The sequence below is a fragment of the Nonomuraea sp. NPDC049269 genome (assembly GCF_043197155.1).
Classification (GTDB): domain Bacteria; phylum Actinomycetota; class Actinomycetes; order Streptosporangiales; family Streptosporangiaceae; genus Nonomuraea.
On sequence record NZ_JBICSO010000020.1, the window covers coordinates 23440 to 37154 of the forward strand.

Sequence of the window (13715 nt, forward strand, 5' to 3'; positions counted from 1 at the left end):
TTTAGGGTCATGGTCAAGCGAGTCGGACAGGTCCTGTCTGACGATCTCATGAGTGGAGGTGAGTCCCAGTGATCAGCATCAAGATGTCGGCCACGCAGTGGCTCGCCTTCGCATGCCGTGACCTGGTGAGGCTCGTCGATGGGCCGGCCAAGCTACGGCACCAGAAGTCTGCCCGTCGCCAGGAGCCCGCCGCGTTCACGCACGCCCACTATGGCGTGGCCGCACCGATCGCTCCTGTCTACGTCGCAGGCAGTGAATTGCCGACCCAGCAGAACCCCAAGGGTGGACTGCGCGGTCCGCATCCCTGGAGGGATATACCGGTCACAACCTGACCGGTACATAACCTCCAGGCCGCGGATCCGCAAACAGGATCCGCGGCCTCTTTGTTTGTCCGTGATCCCCCAACCACCCACGAGGTGCCCGACCAAGATCAAAAAGATCGATCAAAAGGAGAACGTGATGGGGGCGAAGACGATCATGGACCTGATCGACGAAGCCAAGATCCCCTGTCGTACCGACCCGGACCTGTGGTTCGCCGAGTCGCCGGAGGACGTGGAGTTCGCGAAGGCGCTCTGCGGCAGCTGCCCGATCCAGAAGGCCTGCCTGGCTCGCGCGCTCGAGCGCGAGGAGCCGTGGGGCGTCTGGGGCGGCGAACTGATCCTCCGGGGAACCGTCGTTCCGCGCAAGCGGCCCCGCGGCCGTCCGCGGAAGCACCCGGTCGCTGCCTAACCCCTAACCCCCAACCCCCAATCGCTACGAGCAGAAAGCAGACAGACAGATGAATCCGTTCTCCACCGGGAGTCTCAAAGTGCCGTATCTTTCCCATGAACTGGTAAACGACCGAATACAAACGCTCCACCGCGAGGCCGAGGAGCAACGTCTCGCGACGCGCATCCGTCGTGTGCAGCGTGCACGCCGCAGTGTCGAGCGGGCGAATGAGCGCCTCACCCGGGCTCTGAGCCAGGAGGTCTGAGACGGAAGATCCTGCCGCCGGCGCAGGATCTCCCGTTGATTCGCACCGCGTGAGTGACAGTCTGAGTAAGTGAACGGCCGGGCGCATCCAGCGCCCGGCCGTTATTCGTAGCCGGACTCACCAACGCCTCCTCCAGGGACGCGCCGCACGGAGCCAGCTCCGTCAGCGCGATTCCCGCGGACAGCGCCAGCACGCCGATCCGGGCCGCGTCCAGGTCACGGACGGACAGGGCGCCGTCGTCCTCGGCCACCACCGTCGCCCCGTGCGCGCGCATGACGGCGGTGAGCTGCTCCGGGTGGGGCGTGCGGACCAGCACGTCGCCCTTGACGTGCTCGGCCAGGGCGTTCATGGCGGTGTCGGCGATCAGCCGGCCCTGGCCGATGACAATGACGTGGTCGGCGCTGAGCGCCATCTCGTTCATCAGGTGGCTGGACAGCAGTACGGTACGGCCCTCGCGCGCCAGAGAACGCAGCAGGTCGCGCAGCCAGCGGATGCCCTCCGGGTCCAGCCCGTTCAGCGGCTCATCCAGCATCAGCACCCCCGGGTCTCCGAGAAGCGCCGCGCCGATCCCCAGGCGCTGGCGCATGCCGAGCGAGAAGCCGCTGATCCGCTTGCCGGCCACGTCCGACAGGCCGACCTGGTCGAGGACGGCGCTCACGCGGGCGGGGCCGATGCCGTTGCTGCGAGCCAGGCAGGCCAGGTGCGCGTACGCGCTGCGGCCGCCGTGCACCGCCCCGGCGCCGAGCAGCGCCCCCATCGACCGCATGGGGCGGGGGATCGAAGCGTATGGGCGGCCGTTCACCAGCGCCTTGCCCGCACTGGGCACCTCCAGGCCAAGGACGACCCGCATGGTGGTGGACTTACCGGCGCCGTTCGGGCCGAGGAAGCCGGTCACCAGCCCCGGTTTCACGGTGAAGGTCAGGTCGTCGACGGCGACCTTGTCCCCGTATCTCATGGTCAGTTCATTGACTTCGATCACGGTCGCCAGCCTCGCCGCTCGGCCGGCCGATCTCGATGGGTGTGCGCCCACCGCGCAGGACGTACTTTCCCATCTTGCTGGTAGGGCTAGGCCTACCGTCCGCGCGCTGTCCATGGCTGGGGCGATGAGCTCATCAAGAGCCGGATGAGCGCCCGCTTCACCGCATCGAGGGTGCCGAGCCGCTGTCGTGACTGGAGTCCAGGCTGGGCTGGACGGCCTTGGTGTCCGGTCCCCGGCCTTCTGCCGAGGCCGGGGACCAGACCCGAGGCTCACTGGCGGACTAAGCGGTCATTCGCCGTCCGGCGGGAAGGAGCGCCGGTTCCTCCTGGGCCGACCAGAGACGGGCCGACATCCAGGCGATTCCCACCGCCGCCACCACCAGGCCGAGCAGGTAGACCGGGGCCGGGACCATGTTCCGCAGCGCCCCGGGGATCATGCCGACCGCGTAGAGCACGACCGCGAGGGCCGGCAGCGTGCCCGCGCGCAGGGCCGCCGCGCTGAAGGTCACCACCCCCGCCAGCAGTACGACCGAAGTGACGAGGAACGCCCGCCCGGTGCCTCCGGCCAGCAGCCCGTTCACCGCCGTGGCGCCCAGGAGCGGGAAGACGTAGTGCAGGGTGTACTCGATCGCGTAGGCCCCGGCCAGCCCGGCGGCGTTGAGCAGGTAGCCGATCAGGCCGAGGGTGCCGGCCGTGCCGCGAATGAGCAGGTAGAGGCCGGTGATCGCGAGTAAGCCGGTCAACGCCCCGAAGGGGGCGATGGCGTGGGTGAGTGTGGTTTCCGGCAGCAGGCCGGCGCGGCGGAGGACGTTGACCACCAGCAGTACGGCGCAGGCAAACCCGGCCGTGGCGGTGGCCCGGTAGAGAGCCGATGAACGCATCTCGGAGTCCCTTCTCGGTAGGCGATAACGCTCGTTATCATGCGCGTTATGAGCCGCTAGGGTGAGAGGGTGCCGAGAGACGTAAGCACCTCGAAAGAAGTCGGCGAGCTGCGTGGCGATCTGCTGGAGGCGGCTGTTCGCGTTCTCCGGGAGCAAGGGGCGCTGCACCTGACGCTCAGGCGCGTCGCTGAGGAGGCGCGGACGTCCACGATGGGCATCTACACGTGCTTTGGCGGGCGGGCAGGGCTGCTGGAGGCGGTTTATCGGTACGGGTTCGACGTCCTGCAAGAGATGCTGCTGGGCTCGATCGATGCTCACGCCTCAGACGGTCGCGCCTCGTTCGACAGTCACACATTGCTCGACCATCACGCGGGGTCGTTCGAGCGGATCATGGCGGTGGCCTACGGATACCGGGAGTTCGCGCTGGCTGATCCGGCGCTCTACGCGTTGATGTTCGAGCGGCCGCTGCCGGACTTCGACCCTTCGCCCGAGCTGCGGCAGGAAGCGCTTGGGCGGACGTTCAGCCTGCTTACGGAGGCCATGGCGGGTTCCGCGGAGCCCACCCGGATGGCATACCTGGTGTGGACCACGATCCACGGTCTCGTCAGCATCGAGCTCACCTGCTCGTTGCGCAGCCCGCTGCCCGGTTGGTTCATCGACTCGCGGGAGGAGGGCGGGCGCGTGCTCGCCGACGGGGTGAGCACCCTGCTCAGAGGCATGCGCCAACCGGACGGGGATTGACCGACTGCTCGATCGGCTGCTGCTCGATTGACCGCTGTCCGATCGGCCGCTGTCTGATCAGGGCCGATCGGCCACTGTCTGATCGGCCACTGTCCGATCGGCCCTGATCGGCTGAGCGGGAGCGCCCACGCCCAGCCGATCGTGATGGACTCGCCGTCGGGAAGGTCCTGGCCGGTCTGCCGCCCGGGAGCTCGACCGGTCTCTGCCGGTCGAGACTTCTATCCCTCCAGGCCGCCGCTGTTCTTGACGCGGTCGACGAAGCAGCTCATGTGGTCGCGCAGCAGGGCGGCGGCCTCGGGGGCGGAGCCGGACTGGGCGGCCTGGAGGATCCGACGGTGTTCCTCGGCCTCCGATTCCCAAGTCGGCACCCGAACCCAGGCCGCCGCGGAGATCAGGGCGGTCTGGTCGCGGAGGGCGTCCAGGGTGCTGACGAGCAGGGGGTTGCCGCAGCCCGCGTACAACGCGCGGTGGAAGTCGCGGTTGGCCAGGCTGCGATCGGCCCGGTCGGCGGCCTCGTCGGCGCGGTGCAGCGCCTCGGCGGCGGGGGTGAGATCCGTTCCGCGCTGGACCGTACGTGACAGCGCCTCCGGCTCCAGCAGGAGGCGCAGGTCGTAGACCGATTCCATCAGGGCGGTGTCGACCTGACGCACCGACGCGCCCTTGTACTCGCTCATGGTGACCAGCCCGGCGCCCGCGAGGGTCTTGAGCGCCTCGCGCACAGGGGTCTTCGACACGCCGAGCTGCTGGGCCAGCTCGGTCTCGACCAGAGCTTGGCCGGGTTGCAGCGCGCCGGTCAGTATCGCGTGCTTGATCACCTCCAGGGCGACCGTGCCCCGCGAGGACATGGACCTGGCCTGTCCGGCGAACACCGGTGATGCGCTCATGGCCCCAAAGATATCTTACATCGCATCTCGTATATGACCGGAATCTAGGTTACAGTCGCGTGAATTAGGACTTCAGGGACTTCCCCGTACCGAGAAGGGAGATCGTGACGGGGTCGTCCGGTGTGGCCCGAGGACACGGACCACACCGGCACAACGGCTCCGCTTCCTTGAACCACACACCGGACCGCACGGACCCCGGGAACGCCGTTGGCGCGGCGTGGCCGGGAACGCATTCCGGCCGGTCCGGCGTGGCCACTGCACTGACCTGCAGCATGGAGCTTGAATGCAGTCTAACTCGGCAATGCCCGCCCAGACCGTCCCCGCGACAGCGCGGCCCGCACGGTCCCGACTCCGCTGGACCATCGTCGCGCTCTCGGGCGCCGGTCTCGCGATCGCCTACCTCGACCGGTCCAGCCTCAGCGTCGCCAGCACGTACATGCAGCGAGACCTGGGCTTCGACCAGACCATGAAAGGGATCCTGCTCTCCTCGTTCTTCTGGACGTACGCGATCTTCCAGCTGCCTTCCGGCTGGCTGCTCGATCGTTTCGGCCCGCGGGTGATCTATCCGATCGCCGTCGTGTGGTGGTCGCTCTGGACGGCCGCCACCGCGCTGGCCCACGGGTTCGGCACGCTGATAATCTGCCGGCTCGGCCTCGGCATGGGCGAGGCCCCGGTGCAACCCTCCAACATCAAGGTGGTCTCCGCCTGGTTCCCGCGCAGGGAACGCGCGCTGGCCTCCAGCCTGTTCGACACCGGGCAACAGGTCGGCGTCGCCTTGTCCGTCCCGGTGGTCACGGGGCTCATCGCCGCCTTCGGATGGCGTGCGGCCTTCATCGTGATCGGTTTGACCGGCATGGTGTGGGTCATCGGCTGGCTGATGATCTACCGTGCGCCGCAGGAGCACCCGAAGATCTCCCAGGCGGAGCTCGACTACATCGAGGCCGGCGATGCGGCCGTGCCCGAGACCGGCCCGCCGATGCGCTGGCTGTCCCTGCTGCGTTATCCCACGGTGTGGGGGCTGGTGTTCGGCTACATCTGCCGCTCGGCCACCGGCGCGTTCTTCCTCACCTGGTATCCGAGCTACCTGGTGGAGGACCGGGGCTTCACCATCCTCCAGCTCGGGGTGTTCGGCTCCATCCCGGCCGTGCTCGGGATAGGCGCCACGATCGCGGGCGGCGCCTTCTCCGACTGGCTGGTCCGGCGTGGCGTGCCCATCGCCCGGGCCCGCAAGATCCCGATCATCAGCGGAATGCTGCTCGCGTCCACGATCGCGCTGACGACGTTCGTCCCCGGGAACGTGGCCGTCATGGTCCTGCTGTCCATCAGCAACTGCGCCCACTCCTTCGCCGGCGCGGCCATTCTCAGCCTGCCGGCCGAGGTGGCCCCGTCATCCACGGTGGTCGGCTCGGTCGCCGGTTTCCAGAACTTCGGCTCGCAGATCGGCAACATCATCAGCCCGATCCTCATCGGCGTCTTCCTGACGTTCAGCGGCAACTCCTACACCGGGCCGATGCTCTTCGCGGGCGCGATGGCGATCCTGGGCACGCTGATCTACGGGTTCGTGGTGAAGATCCGGCCGCTCAACGAGGGCGCGGTTCCGGTTGGGCCCGCAGAGAGCAGGGGTTGATCGATGCTCGACCTGACCGAGAAGCTGGCCGACGTCGTGGCCGTCACCGTGACGCCCTTCGACGCGGACGGCTCCGTCGACCTCGACACGAACGCCAAGCTGATACGGAGGATCGTCGAGGCGGGCGTCAACGTGGTCACGCCCAACGGCAACACCGGCGAGTTCTACGCCCTCACCCCGGACGAGCGGCGCCGGGTGCTGGAGTCCACCGTGGCCGCCACCGGGGACGACGCCGCCGTGCTCGCCGGGGTCGGCCTCGACGTCGGGAGTGCCGTCGAGGCCGCCCGGCACGCTCGTGACCACGGCGTACGCATGGTGATGGTGCACCAGCCCGTCCACCCGTACCTGTCGGCGGAGGGCTGGGTGGACTACCACCGCGAGATCGCGAACGCGGTCCCGGACATGGGTGTGGTCCCCTACATCCGCAGCCCGCGCGTCGCCGGGGCGCAGGTGGCGCGCCTCGGCGAGGTGTGCCCGAACGTGATCGGCGTCAAGTACGCCGTCCCCGACCCGGTGCGCTTCGCCTCGGTCGCCCGTGATGGCGGATTGGACCGGTTCGCCTGGCTGTGCGGGCTGGCCGAGCCGTACACACCGGCGTACTGGGCGGTCGGCGCGCGCGGTTTCACCTCCGGCCTGGTCACCGCGGCACCGGAGCTGACGCTGCGGATGCGCGACGCACTGCGCGCGGGCGACTTCCCGGCCGCCATGGAGGTATGGGAACTGATCAGGAGGTTCGAGGAACTGCGCGGCGCGGACGCCTCGGCCGACAACGTGTCGGTCGTCAAGGAGGCGCTGGCTCAGCTCGGCCTGTGCCGCCGCGACGTGCGCCCGCCGAGCCGCCTGCTGCCGCCCGCCGTACGGGAGGAAGTGGCCTCGGTGCTGGCGACCTGGGGAGGGCAGACATGAAGATCACCGCATTGAAGACCTACATGCAGCGCGTCGGAGAGCGCCCGCGCCTGCTCGTGAAGATCGATACCGACGAGGGGGTGTCCGGCTGGGGTGAGGCGTACAACCACGGCCCCGACCACGCGCTGATCCCGGTGCTGGAGTACATGTTCCAGCAGATCGAGGGCGTCGATCCGCGGCGGGTCGAATACGTGGTGCGCAGGCTGATCCAGGAGGCCCGGTTCCCGCCGGGCGCGATCGGGCTGGCCGCGATCGCGGCCATCGACCAGGCGTTGTGGGACATCTCCGGCAAGGCCGCGGGGCTGCCGGTGTACATGCTGCTCGGCGGGCAGGTACGCGACCGCGTCCCGGTCTACTGCGGCGTCTACACCGCCCCCGATCCGCCGGCCTGCCGCGACCTGACCCAGTCGCTGAACGAGCGGTACGGGTTCACCGCCTTCAAACTCAGCCCGTACCGCCGCGACCTGTACGCCGGGCGCTGGGGCAACCTCTGCCGGGAGGCGGCGGACTACTTCGCCGAGATCCGCTCGATCAGTCCGCCCGAGTGGGAGTTCGCCTTCGAGGGGCACGCCCGGATCTTCGAGCCGCGCCAGGCGATCCAGCTCGGGAACGCGCTGGCCCCGTACGACCCGCTGTGGTTCGAGGAGCCCATCCGGCCGGAGTACATCCCCGCCTGGGGTCACTTGCGCTCCCAGCTCGACGTGCCGCTGGCCACCGGCGAGTCGCTCTTCCTGCCGCAGGACTTCCTCGCCCTGCTGACGGCGGGTGGCGCCGACATCGTCCAGCCGGACATCTGCGTGGTCGGCGGCCTCGCGCAGATGCGCAGGATCGCGGCCATCGCCGAGGCGCACTTCGTGAGCGTGGCCCCGCACAACCCGATGGGCCCGCTGGCGACCGCGGTGAACGCGCACTTCGCCGCCACGCATCACGGGCTCAAGTTGCTGGAGTACAAACCCGACGAGACGACCTGGTGCCCGGATCCGTACCTGCCTGTGGACGGGTATCTGGAACTGCGCCCGGATCGGCCCGGCTGGGGAGTGGAGATCGACGAGTCGGCGCTGAAGGCGGACGACTACGTCCATTGGGGACGCGTCCTGCCCATCCGCCCCGACGGCTCGACCGGCTACGTGTGACCGGCGCCCGCCGTCGTGGATCACGACGGCGGGCCCCGCTCCCAGCTCAGCTCACCGGCAGTGCCTCGTCCTCGGGGTCGTCGGCGAAGCCCGGAACCCAGCGGATCGCCTCGTCGCGGAAACGCGCCGTGGTGCCCAGCTGGCAGAGGACGCCGACCCCCGCCGCGTGTACGCGGTGGATGAGCACGTACGAGACCGGCAGGTTGAGCTGGCGGACCACGTTCGTGGGGCGAAGGTCGGTGACGCTGGCCGCCTGAGCCTGGAACCATTCGCGGCTGAAGGTGAACTCCTCGACCGCCGTCGGCTCGACGTAGGGAGAGAGGAACGAGCGCAGGGCGTCGCCGTCCACCTCGATGTCGGGACGGATGAAGCCCTCGGCACGCAGCCCCGCGACCACGCTGTCCATGTCGCCCTGGTTGAAGATGCGGGTCAGCTGGCCGAAGGACCGGGGATAGCCGTCCGGCAGGCGGTTGACGGCGCCGAAGTCGAGGATGCCCAGCTTGCCGTTGTCGAGCATGCGGAAGTTGCCGGGGTGCGGGTCGGCGTGCAGCATGCCGACCCGGGCCGGTGAGCAGAACAGGAAGCGGACGAAGAGCAGGCCCGCGCGGTCGCGCTGCTCCTTGGTGCCGTCGGCGATGATGCGGGACAGGGGAGTGCCGTCCATCCACTCCGTGACCAGCACCATCTCGTTGGCGGCGACCACGTCGGGGACGTGGAAGTCGGGGTCGTCCTGGAAACCTACCGCGAAGGCGTGCTGGGCCTCGGCCTCGCGCAGGTAGTCGAGCTCCTCGGCGATGCGCTCACGGAGCTCGGCCAGCACCGCCTTGATGTCGAGGCCGGGCAGCATCACGCCGAAGAGCTTGCCCAGCCGCGCCAGCTGGGTGAAGTCACCGAGCAGGGCCTTGCCCGCACCCGGATATTGGATCTTCACCGCCACGTCGCGGCCGTCGTGCCAGACCGCCCGGTGCACCTGTCCGATCGAGGCGGCGGCGGTCGGCCGGTCGTCGAAGGACTCGAAGTAGTCTCGCCAGCCGTCACCGAGCTGCTCGGTGAGCACCTTGTGGACCGTGGCGACCGGCAGTGGCGGGGCCGATTCCTGCAGCTTGGTGAGCGTGGCGCGATAGGGCCCGACGATCTCCTGAGGAAGGGCCGCCTCGAAGATGGACAGCGCCTGCCCGACCTTCATCGCGCCGCCCTTGAGCTCGCCGAGGACCTTGAAGATCTGCTCGGCCGTGCGCTGCTGGATCTCCTGGGCGACGATCTCGGCGGGCTTGCCGCCGATCCGCTTGCCGAGCCCCAGGGCGGCACGGCCGGCGAAGCCGAGTGGAAGGGTGGCAAGCTTGGCGGAACGCGTTACGGCGCGGCGCGGCAGATCGCTCACACTGATGCGCGGCATCCTGGCTGAGACACCGCTTCCCCCCTTCGAGGTTCCCCAGACCCATCGTCAGTGCCCATTGCTGGTGACTGACATGACCATTCTGGGCGATAAGGATGGTTTCGCATACAACGACATTGCGGATGCTGTGTCCATGACCTGGTTTTCCATCGCCAATCAGGCATGATGTCCAATGTGCCATTGGTCACAACGGGGTCGCGTCCGTCGAGGTGAGCGAGCGCGTGGCCCGTGGCCGAGGCCGCCACCAGCGTGGCCATGGTCGTGTCGCAGGCGATCTCGCCGGGCGGATAGCCGCCCAGCCGCGCGGTGACGATGGGCCACCCGGGGTCGGCATCGCGCCTGGTCAGGTCGAGGCAGTGCAGGCAGGCGCTCTCGCCCGGAAGGACGAGCGGCCCCACGGAACCGTGGCCCTCGAAGGCGGACACGAGCAGGTGGGGGATGCCCAGAGCGGTCAACTCGTTGACCAGCACACCGTCCAGCGGGGCGACCGGTGCCAGGACCACCAGATCGGGACGGTCGTAGCCGTCGCCCAGGTAAGGGCCACCGGCCTGCGCGTTCGTCGCCGGCATCAAGGCCGTCCCGGGAATCGCGGAGTCGCCGGCCGGAGTGTCCTGGGGCGGCGGGCCGCCGGAGGTGAGGCGTCGGGCGAGCGCCACCGCCCCGTCCTGGCGGCTCATCCCCAGCTCCGACCACGTCAGCCCACCAGGCGCGAGATCACACGGCCGCACCGGACCCTCGTCGAAGACGCGGATCGCCCCGATCCCGCTCGCCGCCAGCAGCCCCACCACCTGCGCACCCACCCGCCCGGCCCCGTGGACCCGGACCCGCGCCCGCCGCCGCCGCGCGAACACCTCGGCCCCGCCACCGGCCAGATCGAGGACATCCAGATCGGGAGCCAGACGATCGCGCTCACCGAGGGAAAGACGGACGGGCGGGACCGCCGCGTCATCCAGCACCCCCCGCTCGGCGAGCCGATCCAGCAGCGCCCGGCAGGCCGCCTCGCCCAGTCCAACGGCGGCGCCGTCATGCAGAACCTGCCCCAGATCGCGCGTCCCGTCGAGCCCCGCCACCCACTGGTGCTCCGAGCCCGTCACCAGGACGGAACGCAGGGGATGCGCCCCCAACTGCAAGGTCTGCTCGTCACGGACGATCCGCCGGAGCGCGGGTTTCACACGTGGCCTCATGGCGCGCAAGCCTGCCACCCCGATCCAAGATCCCGAGCACCTTATGAGCCGCCTGTGGATAACTCTCCGCCGTTACGCTCCCTTCATGAACGAACTCCTGGTGGACCGCAGAGACGACGGGACCGTACTGATCACCCTCAACCGCCCCGACAGGCGCAACGCCATGACGGACGGCATGACCGGCGAATGGCGCGAGACCATGGCCGACCTGGCCAGCGACACCGGTGTCCGCTGCGTGATCGTCACGGGCGCCGGCACCGCGTTCTCCGCCGGCGGCGATCTGTCCTGGCTAGGCGAACGCGGCGCGGAGACCGTGCCGAAGCTGCGCGACCGGATGCTTGCCTTCTACCGCACCTGGCTGGCCATCACCGAGTTGGAGGTGCCGACCATCGCCGCCGTCAACGGCCCGGCGGTGGGGGCGGGCCTGTGCGTGGCGCTGGCCTGCGATCTCGTGTACGCCGCCGACGACGCCAAGCTGCTGGTCCCGTTCACGAAGCTCGGTCTGCACCCCGGGATGGCGGCCACGTACCTGCTGCCGAAGCGGGCGGGCGCCCTCGGCAGGGAGATGCTGCTCACCGGCCGCACGGTCACGGGACGGGAAGCCGCGATTAAAGGTCTGGTAAATCAATCTTTCCCGAAAGATGACCTGCTGGCGGAAGTAGAGGCCCTCGCCCAGGCGATTGCACAGAACGCCCCGATTGCCACAAGACTCACCAAGGTCGCCTTGAACCAGGATCATCCACACCTGGAAGCCGCGCTGCGCTGGGAGTCCCTCGCCCAGCCGGTGACCATGGCATCCGCCGACATGATCGAGGGGCTGGCCGCGCATCGGGAAAGGCGCATGCCCAAATTCACCGGGTCTTAATCATCTGACCAGCAGAAACAACGTCTCCCCCTCTGTGGAATTCCGCCAGTCTCGGCTACCGTGCATATGTGCCCCCCGAGACAGTCGAGGTCCGTCGCAGTTCTCGTCGCCGGCGTACGGTCTCCGCCTACCGCGACGGCGACAAGACGATCGTGCTCCTGCCCGCCTGGCTGAGCGGCGAAGACGCTGATGAATGGGTGAGCCGGATGCTCGATCGGCTCGCGGCCAAGGAGAGCCGGCGAAGACCGACCGACGAAATCCTCCTGGAGCGGGCCAAGGAGCTGTCGGCGAAGTATCTCAACGGCAGGGCCATGCCGGACAGCGTGCGCTGGGTGGACAATCAGCAGCATCGATGGGGATCATGCACCCCGGAGAACGGCACGATCCGGATCTCGACCCGCCTCAAGGGTCTCCCTGAGTGGGTCATCAACTACGTGATCATCCACGAGCTCGTTCATCTGCTCGTTCCCAGTCACGGCGCCAGGTTCTGGGCGCTGGTCGAACAGTATCCCAAAGCAGAACGGGCGCGCGGGTTCCTCGAAGGATTCTCCGCCGCAGCCCACACGGCACCGGAGGAGTGTTGACGCGCATCGCCGCGGTTCTCGTACGGCAGAGCATGGCGCAGGCGGCCCCTGAGGGCGTGGACCCGGACGAGTTCCTGGAGGCCATGGCCGAGGACACCTACGAGATGGTCGCCGGCCTCGAACTCGTCACCCCCGTCCTGGTCACCAGCGTTCCCGGCCTCGACGAGATCGTCTGGCCCGGCACCGAAGTGATCATGATCGACGAGGGCGAGCCGCTCAAGGCCATCATGGGCCGGTTCGCCGGCGACCAGGCCGTGGTGATCGGCGCCGACGCGCCCGACCTGCCGCCCCTGCTGGTCGGCAAGCTCTTCCGCGAGCTCGGCCGGGCCCAGATCACGCTCTGCCCGGCCGAGGACGGCGGAGCCGTGGCGCTGGCCTGCGGCCTGCCCATGCCCGGATGGGCCGATCCCGATCTCGACGACCCCGACCCGGTGACGACCCTGCGCGCCCAGGCGCCCGGTCGCCGCATGGTGGCCACCGGCCCCGGCTGGCACCGCCTGCGCACCCCCGAAGACGTCACCCGCCTCGATCCCGGACTGGAGGGCTGGGACAACCTCAGGGCATTGCTCAAGGCACACTGAGCTCCGCGAACACCGCCCGATGGTCGGTGTCGGGCACGGTGTGCACGCTGACCTCCTTCACGCCCACCCGCTGGTCCACCAGCACATGGTCGATCGTGATGATCGGCGGCACCCGCTTGTTGGCCGGCCAGGTCGGGAGGAGCCCGGCCCCGACCTGGTCGGCAGCGTCCTTGTAGCCGCGCGAGAGCAGTCGGCGCATGGGCGTGTGGTCGAGCGTGGCGTTGAAGTCGCCCGCCAGGATCCGCACGGTGTCGCCAGAGGCGGCGGGGAGGTCGTCCAGGGCCTCGATCCAGTTCGTCACCTGGGGGCCGAGCGGCGGAAACGGATGGATGTCCACGAACTCGACCGGCTTGCCGCCGGGCAGCGAGACCATCGCCGCGGGCATGTTGTGCCCGATCGGCGGCACCAGGTTGTAGAGCGGCTTGAGCGGATGCTTGGAGTAGAGCCCGCTGCCGCTCGCGGACCATTCATCCTGGAGCACCCGGTGCGGCATCAGGCTGGACAGCCCGGCCGCGTCGAGCGCTTCGACGCCGGGGGGCGTGAGCTCCTGAGTGCTCAGCACGTCCGGGTCGAACCGGCGCACCAGGCCGACGATCGTCTCCGGGTCGGCCCTGCCGAACAGCATGTTGATGGTGAGCACCCGGAACGGCCGGCCCACCGTGGCGTCCGCCGTACCGAGGGCCCGGGGGAGGACCGCGAAGCCGAGAGCGGTCGTCGTGAGCAGCGCCACCGCGGTTGCGGCGCGCTTGCGGGTGAGCGCGGCGAACATCAGGGGGACCACCGAGCCCGCGGCGGCGTATGGTGTGGCGGTCATGAGCTGGGTGGCCAGCGAGCCGCGTTCGAGGCCCGCCACCCTGGTCACCGCCCAGGCCGCGAACGGGGTCACGGCCAGCCAGGCCAGCGTGGTGGTGGGGAACTTGCGCCGTTTCCGAGGGGGCGTAACGATCGTGCCGCCGACCGAGTCTTCGGCTGAGGTGTGCAC

Annotated in this window: 15 protein-coding genes; 9 read left to right on the forward strand and 6 right to left on the reverse strand. The window is 69.1% G+C overall.

Annotated features, from left to right (window positions below):
- Positions 1 to 68 precede the first annotated feature (68 nt).
- Both ACGFNP_RS60505 and ACGFNP_RS60510 read left to right on the forward strand, forming a co-directional pair.
- Positions 69 to 332, forward strand: a complete 264-nt coding sequence (locus ACGFNP_RS60505; protein ID WP_358341756.1) for a hypothetical protein — start codon at positions 69 to 71, stop codon at positions 330 to 332.
- 127 nt (positions 333 to 459) lie between these two features.
- Positions 460 to 729 (forward strand): WhiB family transcriptional regulator, encoded by a 270-nt coding sequence (locus ACGFNP_RS60510; RefSeq protein WP_358341759.1) that lies wholly within the window; start codon positions 460 to 462, stop codon positions 727 to 729.
- 215 nt (positions 730 to 944) lie between these two features.
- On the opposite strand, the gene ACGFNP_RS60515 is transcribed toward ACGFNP_RS60510, so the two are convergent.
- Complete coding sequence (locus ACGFNP_RS60515; protein ID WP_393334215.1) at positions 945 to 1952, reverse strand: ABC transporter ATP-binding protein; 1008 nt, start codon at positions 1950 to 1952, stop codon at positions 945 to 947.
- Positions 1953 to 2232: 280 nt separating this feature from the next.
- Positions 2233 to 2832, reverse strand: coding sequence for a hypothetical protein (locus tag ACGFNP_RS60520; protein ID WP_393334218.1), 600 nt, complete (start codon positions 2830 to 2832; stop codon positions 2233 to 2235).
- Positions 2833 to 2901: 69 nt separating this feature from the next.
- Between ACGFNP_RS60520 and ACGFNP_RS60525 the strand changes: the two genes are divergently transcribed.
- Entirely contained in the window at positions 2902 to 3573 is a 672-nt protein-coding gene (locus ACGFNP_RS60525; protein ID WP_393334221.1) for a TetR/AcrR family transcriptional regulator, read from the forward strand.
- Between the two features lie 218 nt (positions 3574 to 3791).
- On the opposite strand, the gene ACGFNP_RS60530 is transcribed toward ACGFNP_RS60525, so the two are convergent.
- Positions 3792 to 4457: a GntR family transcriptional regulator gene (locus ACGFNP_RS60530; protein WP_393334224.1), complete on the reverse strand. Its 666-nt coding sequence runs from the start codon at positions 4455 to 4457 to the stop codon at positions 3792 to 3794.
- Between the two features lie 283 nt (positions 4458 to 4740).
- Here ACGFNP_RS60530 and ACGFNP_RS60535 point away from each other — a divergent pair, with 283 nt between their 5' ends.
- From ACGFNP_RS60535 to ACGFNP_RS60545, 3 genes are read left to right on the forward strand one after another with little or no spacing between them, the layout of a single operon-like run.
- Complete coding sequence (locus ACGFNP_RS60535) at positions 4741 to 6084, forward strand: MFS transporter (RefSeq protein ID WP_393334227.1); 1344 nt, start codon at positions 4741 to 4743, stop codon at positions 6082 to 6084.
- A gap of 3 nt (positions 6085 to 6087) precedes the next feature.
- Positions 6088 to 6990: a dihydrodipicolinate synthase family protein gene (locus ACGFNP_RS60540; protein WP_393334230.1), complete on the forward strand. Its 903-nt coding sequence runs from the start codon at positions 6088 to 6090 to the stop codon at positions 6988 to 6990.
- On the forward strand, positions 6987 to 8123 hold the full coding sequence (locus tag ACGFNP_RS60545) for a mandelate racemase/muconate lactonizing enzyme family protein (RefSeq protein WP_358341779.1): 1137 nt from the start codon (positions 6987 to 6989) through the stop codon (positions 8121 to 8123). Before ACGFNP_RS60540 ends, ACGFNP_RS60545 begins: the two co-directional genes overlap by 4 nt.
- Before the next feature lie 46 nt (positions 8124 to 8169).
- Here the strand turns inward: ACGFNP_RS60545 and ACGFNP_RS60550 are convergent, their stop codons facing one another.
- Both ACGFNP_RS60550 and ACGFNP_RS60555 read right to left on the reverse strand, forming a co-directional pair.
- Positions 8170 to 9504 (reverse strand): AarF/UbiB family protein, encoded by a 1335-nt coding sequence (locus ACGFNP_RS60550; RefSeq protein WP_358341782.1) that lies wholly within the window; start codon positions 9502 to 9504, stop codon positions 8170 to 8172.
- Positions 9501 to 10703, reverse strand: coding sequence for a ThiF family adenylyltransferase (locus ACGFNP_RS60555; RefSeq protein WP_393334234.1), 1203 nt, complete (start codon positions 10701 to 10703; stop codon positions 9501 to 9503). The genes ACGFNP_RS60550 and ACGFNP_RS60555 overlap by 4 nt, the downstream gene beginning before the upstream one ends.
- An 85-nt stretch (positions 10704 to 10788) precedes the next feature.
- Between ACGFNP_RS60555 and ACGFNP_RS60560 the strand changes: the two genes are divergently transcribed.
- From ACGFNP_RS60560 to ACGFNP_RS60570, 3 genes are all read left to right on the forward strand, one after another.
- The gene (locus tag ACGFNP_RS60560; RefSeq protein ID WP_358341788.1) at positions 10789 to 11568 is read left to right on the forward strand and encodes an enoyl-CoA hydratase-related protein; all 780 of its coding nucleotides are present in this window, start codon (positions 10789 to 10791) and stop codon (positions 11566 to 11568) included.
- A gap of 68 nt (positions 11569 to 11636) precedes the next feature.
- On the forward strand, positions 11637 to 12152 hold the full coding sequence (locus ACGFNP_RS60565) for a M48 family metallopeptidase (RefSeq protein WP_219539286.1): 516 nt from the start codon (positions 11637 to 11639) through the stop codon (positions 12150 to 12152).
- Entirely contained in the window at positions 12149 to 12733 is a 585-nt protein-coding gene (locus ACGFNP_RS60570) for a DUF2064 domain-containing protein (RefSeq protein WP_393334239.1), read from the forward strand. Before ACGFNP_RS60565 ends, ACGFNP_RS60570 begins: the two co-directional genes overlap by 4 nt.
- Here the strand turns inward: ACGFNP_RS60570 and ACGFNP_RS60575 are convergent.
- A complete protein-coding gene (locus ACGFNP_RS60575) occupies positions 12720 to 13715 on the reverse strand; it encodes an endonuclease/exonuclease/phosphatase family protein (RefSeq protein ID WP_393334242.1) in 996 nt (331 codons plus the stop codon). The two genes, ACGFNP_RS60570 and ACGFNP_RS60575, sit on opposite strands and share 14 nt — an antisense overlap.

What these genes read in the sequence shown, in the direction of transcription:
- ACGFNP_RS60545 (WP_358341779.1), top strand. Translation starts at nt 6,987, where the DNA reads ATGAAGATCACCGCATTGAAGACCTACATGCAGCGCGTCGGAGAGCGC.
- ACGFNP_RS60535 (WP_393334227.1), top strand. Translation starts at nt 4,741, where the DNA reads ATGCAGTCTAACTCGGCAATGCCCGCCCAGACCGTCCCCGCGACAGCG.
- ACGFNP_RS60560 (WP_358341788.1), top strand. Translation starts at nt 10,789, where the DNA reads ATGAACGAACTCCTGGTGGACCGCAGAGACGACGGGACCGTACTGATC.
- ACGFNP_RS60555 (WP_393334234.1), bottom strand. Translation starts at nt 10,703, where the DNA reads ATGAGGCCACGTGTGAAACCCGCGCTCCGGCGGATCGTCCGTGACGAG.
- ACGFNP_RS60530 (WP_393334224.1), bottom strand. Translation starts at nt 4,457, where the DNA reads ATGAGCGCATCACCGGTGTTCGCCGGACAGGCCAGGTCCATGTCCTCG.
- ACGFNP_RS60540 (WP_393334230.1), top strand. Translation starts at nt 6,088, where the DNA reads ATGCTCGACCTGACCGAGAAGCTGGCCGACGTCGTGGCCGTCACCGTG.
- ACGFNP_RS60520 (WP_393334218.1), bottom strand. Translation starts at nt 2,832, where the DNA reads ATGCGTTCATCGGCTCTCTACCGGGCCACCGCCACGGCCGGGTTTGCC.
- ACGFNP_RS60510 (WP_358341759.1), top strand. Translation starts at nt 460, where the DNA reads ATGGGGGCGAAGACGATCATGGACCTGATCGACGAAGCCAAGATCCCC.